Annotated in this window: 13 protein-coding genes; 9 read left to right on the plus strand and 4 right to left on the minus strand. The window is 36.7% G+C overall.

Annotated elements, in window-relative coordinates; genetic code table 11:
* Window positions 1–249 precede the first annotated feature (249 nt).
* The 6 genes from ABN763_RS08630 (at window position 250) to ABN763_RS08655 (ending at window position 9,472) form a co-directional block, all read left to right on the plus strand.
* Window positions 250–822 (plus strand): cob(I)yrinic acid a,c-diamide adenosyltransferase, encoded by a 573-nt coding sequence (locus tag ABN763_RS08630; protein WP_410485054.1) that lies wholly within the window; start codon window positions 250–252, stop codon window positions 820–822.
* Window positions 823–982: 160 nt separating this feature from the next.
* Window positions 983–1,204, plus strand: a complete 222-nt coding sequence (locus tag ABN763_RS08635) for a DUF2795 domain-containing protein (protein WP_164029274.1) — start codon at window positions 983–985, stop codon at window positions 1,202–1,204.
* Between the two features lie 79 nt (window positions 1,205–1,283).
* The gene (gene secA, locus ABN763_RS08640) at window positions 1,284–4,640 is read left to right on the plus strand and encodes a preprotein translocase subunit SecA (RefSeq protein ID WP_410485055.1); all 3,357 of its coding nucleotides are present in this window, start codon (window positions 1,284–1,286) and stop codon (window positions 4,638–4,640) included.
* Between the two features lie 127 nt (window positions 4,641–4,767).
* A complete protein-coding gene (locus ABN763_RS08645; protein WP_410485056.1) occupies window positions 4,768–7,302 on the plus strand; it encodes a M14 family metallopeptidase in 2,535 nt (844 codons plus the stop codon).
* Window positions 7,303–7,313: 11 nt separating this feature from the next.
* Window positions 7,314–8,879: an amidohydrolase family protein gene (locus ABN763_RS08650; protein ID WP_410485057.1), complete on the plus strand. Its 1,566-nt coding sequence runs from the start codon at window positions 7,314–7,316 to the stop codon at window positions 8,877–8,879.
* A 113-nt stretch (window positions 8,880–8,992) separates the two neighbouring features.
* Window positions 8,993–9,472 (plus strand): DUF4199 domain-containing protein, encoded by a 480-nt coding sequence (locus ABN763_RS08655; protein ID WP_410485058.1) that lies wholly within the window; start codon window positions 8,993–8,995, stop codon window positions 9,470–9,472.
* A gap of 10 nt (window positions 9,473–9,482) precedes the next feature.
* On the opposite strand, the gene ABN763_RS08660 is transcribed toward ABN763_RS08655, so the two are convergent.
* From ABN763_RS08660 to ABN763_RS08670, 3 genes are read right to left on the minus strand one after another with little or no spacing between them, the layout of a single operon-like run.
* Window positions 9,483–10,166 (minus strand): peptidoglycan DD-metalloendopeptidase family protein, encoded by a 684-nt coding sequence (locus ABN763_RS08660; protein ID WP_410485059.1) that lies wholly within the window; start codon window positions 10,164–10,166, stop codon window positions 9,483–9,485.
* Between the two features lie 8 nt (window positions 10,167–10,174).
* On the minus strand, window positions 10,175–10,567 hold the full coding sequence (locus tag ABN763_RS08665) for a hypothetical protein (protein ID WP_410485060.1): 393 nt from the start codon (window positions 10,565–10,567) through the stop codon (window positions 10,175–10,177).
* On the minus strand, window positions 10,548–11,138 hold the full coding sequence (locus ABN763_RS08670; protein WP_410485061.1) for an RNA polymerase sigma factor: 591 nt from the start codon (window positions 11,136–11,138) through the stop codon (window positions 10,548–10,550). Before ABN763_RS08670 ends, ABN763_RS08665 begins: the two co-directional genes overlap by 20 nt.
* 241 nt (window positions 11,139–11,379) lie before the next feature.
* On the opposite strand from ABN763_RS08670, the gene ABN763_RS08675 reads away from it, so the two are divergent.
* The 3 genes from ABN763_RS08675 (at window position 11,380) to ABN763_RS08685 (ending at window position 13,219) form a co-directional block, all read left to right on the plus strand.
* A complete protein-coding gene (locus ABN763_RS08675; protein ID WP_410485062.1) occupies window positions 11,380–11,733 on the plus strand; it encodes a DUF6249 domain-containing protein in 354 nt (117 codons plus the stop codon).
* 66 nt (window positions 11,734–11,799) lie between these two features.
* Window positions 11,800–12,465: a peptide-methionine (S)-S-oxide reductase MsrA gene (gene msrA / locus ABN763_RS08680; RefSeq protein WP_410485063.1), complete on the plus strand. Its 666-nt coding sequence runs from the start codon at window positions 11,800–11,802 to the stop codon at window positions 12,463–12,465.
* A gap of 91 nt (window positions 12,466–12,556) precedes the next feature.
* Window positions 12,557–13,219: a M15 family metallopeptidase gene (locus ABN763_RS08685; protein WP_410485064.1), complete on the plus strand. Its 663-nt coding sequence runs from the start codon at window positions 12,557–12,559 to the stop codon at window positions 13,217–13,219.
* Window positions 13,220–13,285: 66 nt separating this feature from the next.
* On the opposite strand, the gene ABN763_RS08690 is transcribed toward ABN763_RS08685, so the two are convergent.
* Window positions 13,286–14,491, minus strand: coding sequence for a hypothetical protein (locus tag ABN763_RS08690; protein ID WP_410485065.1), 1,206 nt, complete (start codon window positions 14,489–14,491; stop codon window positions 13,286–13,288).
* Window positions 14,492–14,660: the final 169 nt, after the last annotated feature.

Genomic DNA, 14,660 nt, shown 5'->3' on the forward strand with positions numbered 1-14,660 from the left:
ATTATTCCGCTTTTTATCTTAGTTATTCGAAACAATAAGAATAATGAAAAACGATTGTATAATCGAAAAGGAAGAAATTTCAGAAAAAACTATTATCAGCGCAAAAAAGAAACAAGTGATGAGTAGTGATCTGTTGAAGGTTTGTTGAAGTTAAAAGTGATCATTAGTAGTCTGAAAGAGTAAGTATAATTCGGAAAACAGAATTTAGATTAAAAATCCAACATCTTATAGTTAAAACCTCATCCAAAAATGAAAATATATACCAAAACCGGTGATAAAGGTACTACCGCTCTATTTGGCGGTACCCGAGTTCCAAAGCACCATATTCGTATAGAGGCTTATGGCACAATAGATGAACTTAACAGCCATTTAGGACTTATTAGAGATCAAGAGATCGATACTGGTCATAAGCAGGTGTTAGAATACGTTCAAGACAAATTATTTACTGTAGGAGCGGTTATGGCAACCGATCCCGCAAAAGCGATTCTTAAAAGCGGTAAAGAACGTCTGAATATTCCTAAAATATCGGAAAATGACATTGTGTACCTCGAGAAGCAAATTGATACAATGAACGAATCGTTGCCTCCAATGACACACTTCATATTACCAGGAGGACATCAAACAGTGTCATTATGTCATATTGCCAGATGCGTTTGCCGCAGAGCGGAGCGCATGGCTACTCAATTATATGAAATTTCGCCGTTTGACCCTTCATCTTTGTCATTTATTAACCGTCTATCTGACTACTTATTTGTGTTGGCACGGAAATTGTCCCACGATTTGGGCGCAAATGAGGTAAAATGGGTTCCGGAAAAACTCTAAATTCATTATCAAATATTTAGATTTATAGCCATTTAATTAAGAAAAATTCATTGAAACAACCTCATTTGTACGTTCATATAAATAATTACGAGTTCGAGTATTATTTACTTGACTTTTTCGCATAAAAAATTATTTTTGCAACAATTTTAAAAAATACGCTATGTATTGGACTCTAGAACTGGCATCTTATTTAAGTGATGCCCCTTGGCCGGCAACAAAAGACGAGCTTATTGACTATGCAATTAGAACAGGAGCTCCCTTAGAAGTTGTTGAAAATTTACAGGCAATTGAAGATGAGGGCGATTCTTATGAATCGATACAAGAAATATGGCCAGACTATCCTACAGAAGAAGATTATCTTTGGAATGAGGATGAATATTAAATAAACACTAAAAGCTGAAAAAGTCTCATTTGAGGCTTTTTTTTTGCTTAATTTTAAACCTGATATAAGATAAAGGAGCATGAGTTTTGTAAACAACCTTTTAAAGGTATTTGTTGGAGACAAATCGAAGAAAGACATTAAAGAAATTCAACCGCTGGTTGATAAAATAAAGGCACTTGAGCCTGCAATAGAATCATTATCTAACGATCAACTTAGAGCTAAAACTGTTGAGTTTAAAAACAAGATCGCTGAAGCTAGAAAAGAATTTAACGATCAGATAGCCACACTACAAAAAGAATCTGAGACTGCAGATATTGACAGAAAAGAAAATATCTATACTGAGATAGATCAACTAAAAGAACAATCATACAAAGCTTCTGAAGCGGTCTTAAACGAAATTCTACCGGAAGGCTTCGCCGTAGTGAAGGAAACAGCTAAACGTTTTGCTAATAACGAAGAGATTATAGTAACCGCATCAGCTTTTGATAGAGAGATTTCAGGAAAAAAGGAAAATGTAACAATCGATGGCGACAATGCCATATGGAGTAACAGTTGGGATGCTGCGGGAAAAGCCATTACTTGGGACATGGTACACTATGACGTACAGCTAATAGGCGGTATTGCAATGCACCAAGGAAAAATTGCTGAGATGCAAACAGGTGAAGGTAAAACTCTTGTGGCCACACTTCCTGTATATCTTAACGCACTGACTGGCGACGGTGTTCATTTAGTTACGGTAAATGACTATTTGGCAAAACGGGATAGCGCTTGGATGGCGCCTATTTTCGAATTTCATGGGCTAAGTGTTGACTGTATCGACTACCACCAACCAAATTCTGAAGATCGCCGAAAAGCGTATAATGCTGATATTACCTATGGAACCAACAATGAATTTGGTTTTGACTATTTACGTGATAATATGTCACATGCACCTAATGATCTGGTGCAACGTAAACACAACTATGCCATTGTCGATGAAGTAGATTCTGTTTTAATTGATGATGCACGTACTCCGTTAATTATTTCCGGACCCATACCGCAGGGAGATCGTCATGAGTTTAACGAATTAAAACCGCGTATTGCAAGTATTGTAACAAAACAACGGCAGTATCTAACCGGAGTTTTGGCAGAAGCTAAAAAACTAATAAAAGAAGGAGATACCAAAGAAGGTGGTTTTCAACTACTACGTGTATACAGAGGACTGCCTAAAAATAAAGCGTTAATTAAGTTTTTAAGTGAAGAAGGCGTTAAGCAATTACTCCAAAAAACCGAGAACTTTTATATGCAAGATAACAATCGCGAAATGCCAAAGGTTGATGAGGCCTTACTTTTTGTGATTGATGAAAAAAATAACCAAATCGAATTGACTGATAAAGGAGTTGATGAACTCTCGGGAGATGAAGACCGTGACTTTTTTATCATGCCAGATATTGGTACAGAAATCGCCGCTATTGAAAACCAAGGCTTGGAGGCTGAAAAAGAAGCAGAACTTAAAGAAGTACTGTTTAAGGAGTTTTCAGTGAAGAGTGAGCGCATTCACACCATGAACCAGTTGTTAAAAGCCTATACCCTATTCGAAAAAGATGTTGAGTATGTGGTTATGGATAACAAGGTGAAAATCGTTGATGAATCTACCGGTCGTATTATGGACGGTCGTCGTTATAGTGACGGACTGCACCAAGCGATTGAGGCTAAGGAAAATGTAAAAATTGAAGCAGCCACACAAACCTTTGCTACGGTAACGCTTCAAAATTACTTTAGAATGTACGGCAAGCTATCCGGTATGACAGGTACAGCTGTAACGGAATCTGGTGAATTCTGGGAAATCTATAAACTAGATGTGGTAGAAATCCCTACTAATCGACCTATTGCTCGTGATGATCGTGAAGATTTAATCTATAAAACGAAACGTGAAAAATACAATGCGGTGATTGAAGAGGTGACCGCATTATCAAATGCAGGCAGACCAGTACTTATTGGTACCACATCGGTAGAAATTTCTGAGTTATTAGGTCGAATGTTGACTATTCGTAAAATTCCGCATAATGTATTAAATGCAAAATTGCACAAAAAAGAGGCTGATATTGTCGCCGATGCTGGTAAGGCAGGTATGGTAACCATTGCAACCAATATGGCAGGTCGAGGTACCGATATTAAATTATCTGATGCAGTTAAAGAAGCCGGTGGTTTAGCCATTATTGGGACCGAGCGCCATGATTCTCGTCGCGTTGACAGACAATTACGTGGTCGTTCAGGCCGTCAAGGAGACCCCGGAAGCTCGCAATTTTATGTGTCATTAGAAGATAACTTAATGCGACTGTTCGGATCAGAACGTGTAGCTAAAATGATGGATCGTATGGGACTTGAAGATGGGGAAGTGATTCAACATTCAATGATGACTAAGTCTATTGAACGCGCCCAGAAAAAGGTCGAAGAAAACAACTTTGGTATTCGTAAACGCTTATTAGAGTATGATGATGTAATGAATGCGCAACGAGAGGTAATATACAAGCGTAGACATCATGCATTATTTGGAGATCGACTAAGTGTAGATATTGCAAATATGATCTACGATACTTCTGAATTAATTACCGAAACAAATAAGCTTGCTAACGATTTTAAGAATTTCGAGTTTGAACTTATTCGCTATTTCTCAATTAGCTCGCCGATTTCTGAAGATGAGTTAAAGAGCTTAAATGTTCAGGATATTGCCTCTAAAGTATATGACGTTGCCTATGCTCATTACCAGGAAAAAATGGAGCGCAACGCGACTACTGCTTTCCCAGTAATCAAAAATGTGTATGAAGATCCTAACAGTAAATATGAGCGAATTGTAGTACCATTTACTGATGGTGTTAAAACGCTCAACGTTGTTACCGATCTTGAAAATGCATACAATTCTCAAGGAAAACAATTAATTGCTGATTTCGAGAAAAATATTTCATTAGCGATTATTGATGATGCATGGAAAACTCATTTGCGAAAAATGGACGAGTTAAAACAATCCGTGCAATTAGCTGTGCATGAGCAAAAAGACCCACTGTTGATCTATAAATTCGAATCCTTCGAGTTATTCAAAACAATGATCGATAAGGTAAATAAAGACGTTATTTCATTCTTGTTTAAAGGTGAATTACCGACTCAAAACCCAAACCAAATTCAAGAGGCAAGACAAACCCATCGTCGTGAAAAAGTACAAACTTCAAAAGAAGAAGTACTAAATAGTGATGAAATGGCGGCACGAAATCGTCAAGCTGGACAAGGTGCAGGGCAAAGACAACAGGTGGTAGAAACAATTGTTCGTGATAAGCCTAAAATAGGCCGTAACGATAGGGTCACCATAGCGCATGTCATGTCGGGAGAAAAGAAAACGGTGAAGTACAAGCAAGCTGAACCTCTTATTAACAAAGGTGAGTGGGTTCTGGTTGATGAGTAAATAATATTTAATTAAAGTGAAAGAAAAGCCGGCTATTATGCCGGCTTTTTTATTTACCAAAATGCGTTTAGGATTATTGAAGAAAGCCGTATTTTTAAGCTGCTAATTAATCAACACCACCACACCAATGCTAAAGACTTTTTTAGTCAGTTTGTTATTGCTGATAAGCACAACACTGTATTCACAAAATTATTTCTTTAAAAATTATGCCCCTTTTGATACAGAAATCCCTTCTCCAGAAGAATTTTTAGGCTACCCTATCGGATTTCAACATACGCGTCATGATATGATCGTTAGCTATTTTAAAAAGTTAGCAGAAATTAGTGACAGAGCTTCGATTTCTGAATATGGTAAAACGCATGAAGGCCGATCGTTGATCATCTTAACCATTACGAGCAAAGCAAATCTTCGGAATCTAGCTACAATTAAAAAACAACATTTGGCATTCACCAATACAGCGCAAACTATCACTAATTATGATGACGTTCCTATTTTTGTAAACCTTGGATACAATGTTCATGGCAACGAACCATCGAGTTCTGAGGCTGCTATGTTATCTGCTTACACTTTAGTGGCTTCCCAACACCCCGAAATAAAAAAATATCGTGAAAATGCGGTAATTTTTGTTGACCCCACTATTAATCCTGATGGACGTGATCGACACACACAATGGGCTAACATGTATAAGGGTAGTCCGTTAGTTTCAGATCCCTTTGATGCCGAACATAATGAATACTGGCCAGGCGGTAGAACCAATCATTATTGGTTTGACTTGAATAGGGACTGGTTACTTGGTATCAACCCAGAAAGTAGAGGCAAATTAAATTGGTATCACGAGTGGTATCCTAATGTGGTGACCGATTTTCACGAAATGGGAACCAACAGCACCTATTTTTTTGAACCCATGAAGATCAATGCCTCTAAGGATCCAATAATGCCAAAAGAGAATTATGAAGATTTAAATAACCTATTTGGTGAGTACTTTGCAAAGTCATTGGATGACATTGGGAGTCTTTACTTTACCAAAGAGGTATTTGATGGCACCTATCCGGGTTATGGTTCATCTTATCCTGACCTTCAAGGGGGATTAGGAATTTTATTTGAACAGGCTAGTTCTCGAGGTCATGTGCAAGAAACAGTACATGGTAAAGTCACATTCCCATTTACTATTCGAAATCAATATATCTCAAGTATGACGACGGTAAAGGCTGCTGTTGAAAATAAAGCCACCCTTTACAAGTACCAACAAAGGTTTTTTAAAAGCGGACTTCAAAATGCAGCTAAAAGCAAAATAAGATCATACACCTTTGGGGATGCTAAAGATCAAAATAGGACCAAAGCATTTGTTGATAAGTTGTTACTACATCGAATTAAGTTATATAAGTCGAATGCGAAAGGAGAATATATCGTGCCAACTGACCAAGATCAATATAGAATGGTACAAACTATGTTCGAAACCTATTCGCAATATCGTGATAGCGTATATTATGATGCCTCAGCATGGTCAGTAGCCAACTTTTATAACATGAAGTATCGTTCATCAACTAGAGTTCCCAGCCTAGGCAATCAAGTAACCTCAACCAATGGGTTATTCAATATCAAACCAATTGAGAAGGCCAAGTACATGTATCTTATTGATGGAAACGACTATAATGCGCCTGCTGTTTTAAACTATCTTCTTGAAAAAGGTGCCAACATATCGACAGCCTTTAAACCGTTTACTATCAATACCAATCAAGGTAAACAGTCTTTTAATCAAGGCTCGTTGTTGGTGCCAGTAAGTAAACAAAGTATAAGTAAAGATTCGCTATTCGCCATCATTCAAAAAGCTCAGCGCAAGCACAATATCCCAATGTTTTCAACCACTTCAGGCTATAGTACAAAAGGTGTTGATTTAGGAAGTCGATGGATGGCGGCGGTACAAAAACCAAAAGTTGCTATGTTAATTGGGGATGGTGTCCGCTCTTATGAGGCTGGAGAAATTTGGCATCTAATGGATACCAGAGTACATATGCCAATCACCAAAATACCAATGCGCAATTTTAGTAGAAGAAGTTTAGACAAGTACAATACATTGGTAATGGTCTCAGGTTCTTATGGGTCATTAGATAAAAAGCAACAGGAAAAGATCAAAAAATGGATTTCAAAAGGCAATACATTAATAACAATAGCTGGGGCTTCAAAATGGGTTATTGATAAGAAAATAGTAAAAGAATCAATAATAAAACATAAAAAAGACAGCACCAAAGCGGTCGAGCGTAAACCATATATCGAAGCAGGAGAAAACATCGGAAAAGAGCAGGTTGGCGGTGTTATTTTAAGTACAGATATTGATGTAACACACCCGATAGCATTTGGCTATACAAGTGGTACCTTACCTGTATACAAGAACAATACTATATGGTTAAAACCAAGCAAAAGTGAATACGCCACTGTTTCTAAGTACAGTAAAAACGCACACATTGATGGGTTTGTCACAAAAAAAAATATGGATCACTTCGTTGCAAAATCAGCCTCTTTAATTGTAAGCCCTGTTGGTCGCGGCCGTGTGGTCATGTTTGCGGATAATCCTAACTTTCGCGGTTCCTGGTACGGCACCAATCGCCTATTTTTAAATGCCATTTTTCTTGGTAACCATATTGATGTTCCAACGGAAAACTAAACTAAATAGCCATGGTAAAAAAGTACATACTTTTTATAGTATTGACACTGTTTATAATCACTGCTGTCAAATCTCAAGACACCTACTTAGGTGATGGACCTTTTAATCAAATGATTCTCCGTGGCGCTATGTTAATTAACGGCAACGGAGCTCCACCCATTGGTCCGGTCGATATTGTGGTGGAAAACAAAAAGATTGTAGCTATTAAAACTGTTGGATTTCCAGGTGTACAGATAGATGATACCAAAAGGCCTAAATTACAATCAGGTGGTAAAGAAATTGATTGTAAGGGAATGTATGTGCTGCCTGGTTTTATTGATATGCATGGACACATTGGAGGGGTGGCTCAAGGAGCAGATTCAGAATATGTTTTTAAACTATGGATGGCACATGGGGTAACAACAGTAAGAGAGCCGTCGGGCCGTGGGCTTGATTGGACATTGAACCTGAAAAAGCTGAGCAAAAAAAATAAGATTGTAGCGCCTAGAGTTATTGCATATACAGGCTTTGGACAAGGAAGTAAAGACCCCATAAGTACTCCCGAACAGGCTAGAGAATGGGTGAGAAATAACGCAAAGAAGGGTGCTGACGGAATCAAGTTTTTTGGTGCAGAACCAGAAATAATGACTGCCGCTTTAGATGAAAACAAAAAGTTAGGATTAGGTTCTGCCTGCCATCATGCCCAAATGAGTGTCGCTAGATGGAATGTATTACATTCGGCTAGAGCTGGATTAACCAGTATGGAACATTGGTATGGTTTACCAGAAGCACTATTTGATGACCGAACTGTACAAGATTACCCATTAGATTATAACTATCAAAACGAGCAACATCGTTTTGAAGAGGCCGGAAAATTATGGGAACAGGCTGCAAAACCTTATTCTGAGCATTGGAACAAAGTCATGAACGAATTAATTGAATTGGATTTTACACTGGATCCAACATTCAATATTTACGAAGCAAGTCGCGATTTACATCGCGCAAGAAGGGCAGAATGGCATGAAGACTATACTTTACCTTCGTTGTGGAAATTCTATCAACCCAGTAAAATATCTCATGGTTCGTATTGGCACGATTGGGGAACAGAACAAGAAATCGCATGGAAACGTAATTTTAAACTATGGATGACCTTCATCAACGAATATAAAAACAGAGGCGGTCGCGTTACCGCAGGTTCTGATTCAGGGTTTATTTTTCAGCTATACGGGTTTGCATTTATACGTGAATTGGAGTTACTTCGAGAAGCTGGTTTTCATCCGCTAGAAGTAATCAGGGCCGCTACTTTGAATGGTGCAGAAGCATTGAAGATGGATAATCTAATAGGATCAATAGAAATAGGAAAAATGGCAGATTTTGTTGTCGTAGAAGAAAACCCTCTGAAAAATTTTAAAGTACTATATGGTACAGGAGCTATCAGATTGACAGAAGACAATGAAGTCGTTCGTGTTGGTGGTGTAAAATACACCATTAAAGATGGCATTATATATGATGCTAAACGACTTTTAGCAGATGTAAAGAAAATGGTAGATGAGGCTAAAGCGAAAGAGGGATTTGAATTAAAGCAACCGGGGAACTAGTCTGCAATAGACAGTATTTAGTCGGCAAAAAAAATACGGAATTATAAAATGTTCGGTTAAGTGGAATTGAAACCTATTTTTACCTTTTACCCTTAAACCTTCACCTAAATAAAATGATCAAAAGAATAACTACCGAAATAAAATGGGGCGCCGTACTATCCGTCTTAGCCGTGCTATGGGCATACTTCGAAAAAAGTATGGGGTGGCACGACGAAAAAGTAGGAATGTATCCCATTTATGCCATGTCATTTGGTATTCCTGCCTTACTTGTCTATTTCTTCGCTTTAAAAGAAAAAAGAGATCTTGATTATAATGGTATTATGGATTGGAAGCAGTTGGTGGTTTCAGGAGCAATTATTGGTACCATAGTTGCTATTTTTTCACCCATCGTGCAATATGTAACCTTTAGTTATATTTCCCCAGATTATTTTAATAATGCTATTAAAGCTGGTGTTGAAAGAGGAATGACACAAAAAATGGCAGAAAGTTTTTATACCCTTGAGTCTACTATTAAACAATCAGCACTAGCGGCAATTCCTTTAGGTTTAGTAGCGGGGACAATCTTTGGATTGATTTTACAGAAAAAGAAATAGTGCCTTCTAGCTAATTGATTTTCAACAGCAAATTAGGATCGGGGCAATTATTTAAATAAAATAACCGATCTTCTGACGAACATACACCCGGATAGTCACCTATGTTTCCCTCTAAATTTCTAATTATTTGAAAATGTAGATGTGGCGCATAATTTACATTTTCTTCTGGCTTGCCTAATGTGGCAATTACATCGCCTGCGTCGAATTGCTTACCTATGTACAAATTATCTAATGATGATGTTGAAAGATGCCCGTATAAAGTAAAAAATACTACTTCATCATACTCATGTCTTAAAACAATCGTTGGTCCGTAATCCCCTATCATCTTATTGTTTGCAAAACTTTCTACTATCCCACTTAATGGAGCTAACACTTTCGTTCCGGCAGTGATCCATAGATCTATACCTAAATGAATATCTCTTTTAACCGCACCATTAAACTGTGCATTATCTTTATATAAAACGCGCTGTTCATTATATCCGCCAAAGGCCAACTTCCCTTTTTTTCTAGATAACAAATCAATAATATATGACTGCATTTCGTAAGGGTCAGATAGGTTTACAGATTCAAGCTCTTGATTTTTTTTGGACAAATCAAGTACAACGTAATCGGAAAATGGAATAGTCTTATCGATTACATAGGTGATTCCGCTAGTAAGTGATTTTAAAAACTCCTGGAAATCTTTGGTATTCATAAACAGTCCTACTGTTGCTTAAAACTATTTTTTAATAATGGAACTTGGGCAAATACTAGCGCTATAAAAGCCAATAAACCAAAAATTACCGACTTGGGTACTTGTATTGATGGTAAGGTTAGGTTATCGAAACTTACTTTTGGTATTTTATCGATAAGTGATGAACTACCATCCGTACCCAAAGCAATAACACTTAAAATAGTTCCCAAAATAAAAATAACTGCAATTGGTATTACCCACTTACTAAAAGGTGCTTTATACGAAATTGTTCCCGGAATAGGCAATTTTTGAATTTGCTGCATTACTTTAAACTCAAAGTTGCTATCCGGTAATTGAAGTCCGGTTTCTTTAAACATTTTTTTGCTCGCGCTGTCTATCTTCTCATTCTGATCCTTTTTCATAAATAGCAAGTGTTTCTGGGTCTAGTGCTTTTTTTAATATTGTAAATAACTGTTTACGTCCTCTGTACAACTTTATTTTAACATTATCTAAGGTGCTTCCAACCACCTCAGTGATCTCCTTCAAAGATAACTCTTCAAAATAATACAAAGTTAAGATCGTCGCATAATCTTCTTTCAAAGACATGACTGCATTCATTATGGTTTTCTTTCGTGCTTCTTTTTCTAACATATCTAATGCATTATCAACAGCATCTGTATTAATATCAAAAACATCGTCTATTGATATGGTATCAAAACTTCTTTTTTTGGCTTTTAATGCATCTAAACACTTATGATAAGCAATTTTGTATATCCAAGTACTAAACTTTGATTTACCTTTAAAACTGGCAAGATTAGTATATACTTTGACAAAAACATCTTGAGCCACTTCATGCGCATCATCTTCATTTTTTAGCATTCGCAATACTATACTATAAACCAAATTTTTATATCTATTTACTAGATAGGTATAGTAACTTGAATCGCCTTCAAGAATCTTGGTTATATAAAACTGGTCGTCTTCGTTAGTCATAGTTTAGCAATAAGACGATACGCACATTAAGTTGGTTACAAAAAAGTTTCTAAATCTGAATCTGCATACTTTTGGGGTCATAAAAACAAGGAAACATGGCAATCTTAAAATAAACTTAGGGCAACAATTTGTCCTTTTAAAGGATAAAAAAATATTTTTTTTAAACTTTTTGTAACCCTTTCCAAAAAAGTATCGTCATAAGAAGCAAACAAATCAAAATTTAATCTTAAAGCGAATTATTATGATACACTCAGAACTTGTAATCATCCCTGTTTTTTTCGGAACCATATTCGGAATTTACTATTTATTTGTAACGGCTAGAAATAAAGAACGTATGGCACTTATTGAAAAAGGAGCAGACGCTTCTATTTTTTACGGAGGAAAAAAAGGATTCTCATCAACCAAAATGATCGTATTGAATCTAGCTTTACTGTTAGTTGGTATTGGTGCAGGTATTTTCGTAGGTGGCATGATGTATGAATATGGTGGGCTTGAAGAAGAAATTGCAATGCCAGGAGCCATTTTCTTATTTGCTGGACTCGGGCTTTTAGCTTCATTCTTTATCACCAAGAAAATGCACGAAAGCGAATCTTAACGCTTTTTAAACATCCTAACGTAAGGAATTTAGTTAGTTTCGACTATCGTTTTAAATAAAATTGATATGCGAAATCTCAAACTAAGTTCCTTATTTTTTGTTTTAATAATTTCTTCAAGCTGCATTTATAGCACAGCCTCTAAAGATAATGCTGAAGTAATTAAAGTTGATACTGAACAAGATTTAAGCAAGTATAGCAAAGCATATTTTGCTAGTGGCTGTTTTTGGTGTGTTGAAGCAATTTTTGAAAGTGTCGAGGGGGTCAAAGAAGTGATTTCTGGTTATGCAGGTGGACTCACCAAAAATCCAACGTACGAGCAAATTGGTACAGGACGCACCGGACATGCAGAAAGCGTCGAAATCTATTATGATCCCGATATTGTGAGCTTTGCAACTTTGGTAAGAGTATTTTTTGGATCGCATGATCCTACTACTTTAAACAGACAGGGACCTGATCGTGGTACACAATATCGCTCTGTAGCTTTTTATACCAATGAAAAGGAAAAAAGGATCATTGAGAATTACATGAAAAAGCTGACGGATGAAAAAATATTCAGCAAACCAATAACTACGCAGATATTGGAGCTCGAAAAATTTTATAATGCAGAGCCATATCATCAAGATTATGAAAAAAGAAACCCAAATAACCCTTATGTCCGTAATGTATCAATACCGCGCTTAAAGCGTTTTCAAAAGTTGTATCCAGAGTTATTAAAAAAGGGAATTCATTAGAATATAGATCGTTTGTTTTAAAACACATAATAGACCCCAAAGGTTTTGAAACCTTTGGGGTCTTTGTATATTTAAAATTCAATCTTAGCGTATGAATCGTTTTCTTTTTATCTTATTTTTATTTGCAATCCAATTAAAAGGCCAGCAACTCCCAACAGGGTTTACTTATGTAAAAAATAAGATTCCGGATATAGTTTTAGAACTTCGATATTGCCAAGATGACAATTTCGTTGGTGAAACTATTGATGGTTACAAAGATGATGTTTGCATACTTAGCACAGCAGCAACTAATGCACTTAAAAAAGTGCAAGCAGACTTGAAATCAAAAGGATATGGCCTGAAAATATTTGATGCGTATCGACCCCAACAAGCGGTGGATCATTTTGTTCGTTGGGCAAGAAATCTATCAGATACAAAGATGAAAGCCAAGTATTATCCTAACGAACCAAAATCAAGATTATTTAAACGTGGTTACATTGCCAGTAAATCGGGACATAGTCGAGGCAGCACAGTTGACCTTACCCTGGTAGATGCTAGCGGAAACGAGGTCGATATGGGTACACCATGGGATTTTTTCAGTAAAAAATCCTGGCCTTCTAATACCGAGATAACAAAAAAACAACAAAAAAACAGGTTAATACTAAGACAAGCTATGATTAAACAAGGCTTTAAGCCTTTACGCACCGAGTGGTGGCACTTTACATTGACCGATGAACCTTTTCCCAAGACCTATTTCAACTTTCCGGTACAATAAACAGGTACTTATACTGCTATCACCCAATACAAGCACCTGTTGCTTCAAACCAAAACGCTTAGTTTTCTAATCGTTTAGTTGTTTTTTAAGTAGGTCGATCTCTACTTGCAGTTTCTCAATCTCTAATTTTCTTAAATCAGGATCTTTGTGATCGGCACACCCGCAATCGCATATTGAGCATTCTGAAACTTTTGGCTCAGCAATAACGTTATGAGTTCGAACGCAATACTCAGTTTTATGAACCACTCTTGGTTTATTAAACTTACTGTCTTTAATTGCTTTAATACGTCTTAAAATCGCATTCTTCGATTTGGTTGGCACATTTAATACTGCAAATCGATTGTTTAACAACGCATCATCAAGTTCTAAAAACTGACGTTCTTCTCTTGGATTTAACTGTTCAAATGATCTTGAAACGCTTACATTTTTAGAAGGTCGTGCTGCAGAAACCGCAGCAGTAGCAAATGTAGCTGAACTTGCTATGTTACTCGCTGCCAGATTTCGGCTTCCTACATCAGCAAGTTCTAGTGTTTTAACTGGAAGAATCTCCTGATTATCACTAACAGCTAATTGCTTCAAAATAAAAGGAGATCGGTTTCCAAATATTGGTGGTAAAACACGTACAATATCAAATTTAACAGACAATAATGATACTTCAAAACTGTATTTCTTATGCAATTGCTTAAAGAAATAGGTGACTACCTTGCAGTCATTAGGATTCTTAATCTTCCGCAATGATCTAAACCGATTTTCTACCTCTGTTTTAATATCGATTGCAACGTCGTATTTACGACTTACGCTTAATGAAGTTTTTGCAATTACTTCATTAAAAAAACTTTGGTCGAAACTGAAGTCCTGCTCAGCAGTGACTTCTGCCCCACCTCCGAACAATCCAAAGAAGTTAAATCCGCCCCCTGCACTTTGAGTAAAATTAAAATCTTGACTACTATTTAATTCTACTCTCATGGTATTTTGCAGTTCTGATTCAAACTCACTTTCTACAGATCGTTCTTCATGTAGTGCTTTTGAATACTTAGATCTTCTTACGATTTCCACCTCCTGTTCTTCGCCAGGTAGTAAGCTAAACGCATTGATTAAATTTCCAGGAGCGAAGCCTTCAAAACAGGTCTTTATCTGATAATTTCTTGTGATAACAAGACGGAAAGCTCCCAGTCGGATAGTATGATGTGTTTTGAACCTTGACGTTCTACACTGATCACACCCATCGACAATTTCGGTACCTAGGTCATAGGTACATTGGTCCATTTTCATGATTGGTTGATTTAAATGATGCCTACTCTATTAATCGGCTTTTCGGTTTGCGCCTAGTTCATTGATTGAGCCCGTGAACCTCACAAAATTAGATGCAGAATGGAGGTTAAATCAAGAGTAGAAGTACTGTATTAAATAAAGAAGACTCCCCAAATATTAAAGTATTTAT

This window comes from Spongiivirga sp. MCCC 1A20706 (assembly GCF_046524175.1).
Classification (GTDB): Bacteria; Bacteroidota; Bacteroidia; order Flavobacteriales; family Flavobacteriaceae; genus Spongiivirga.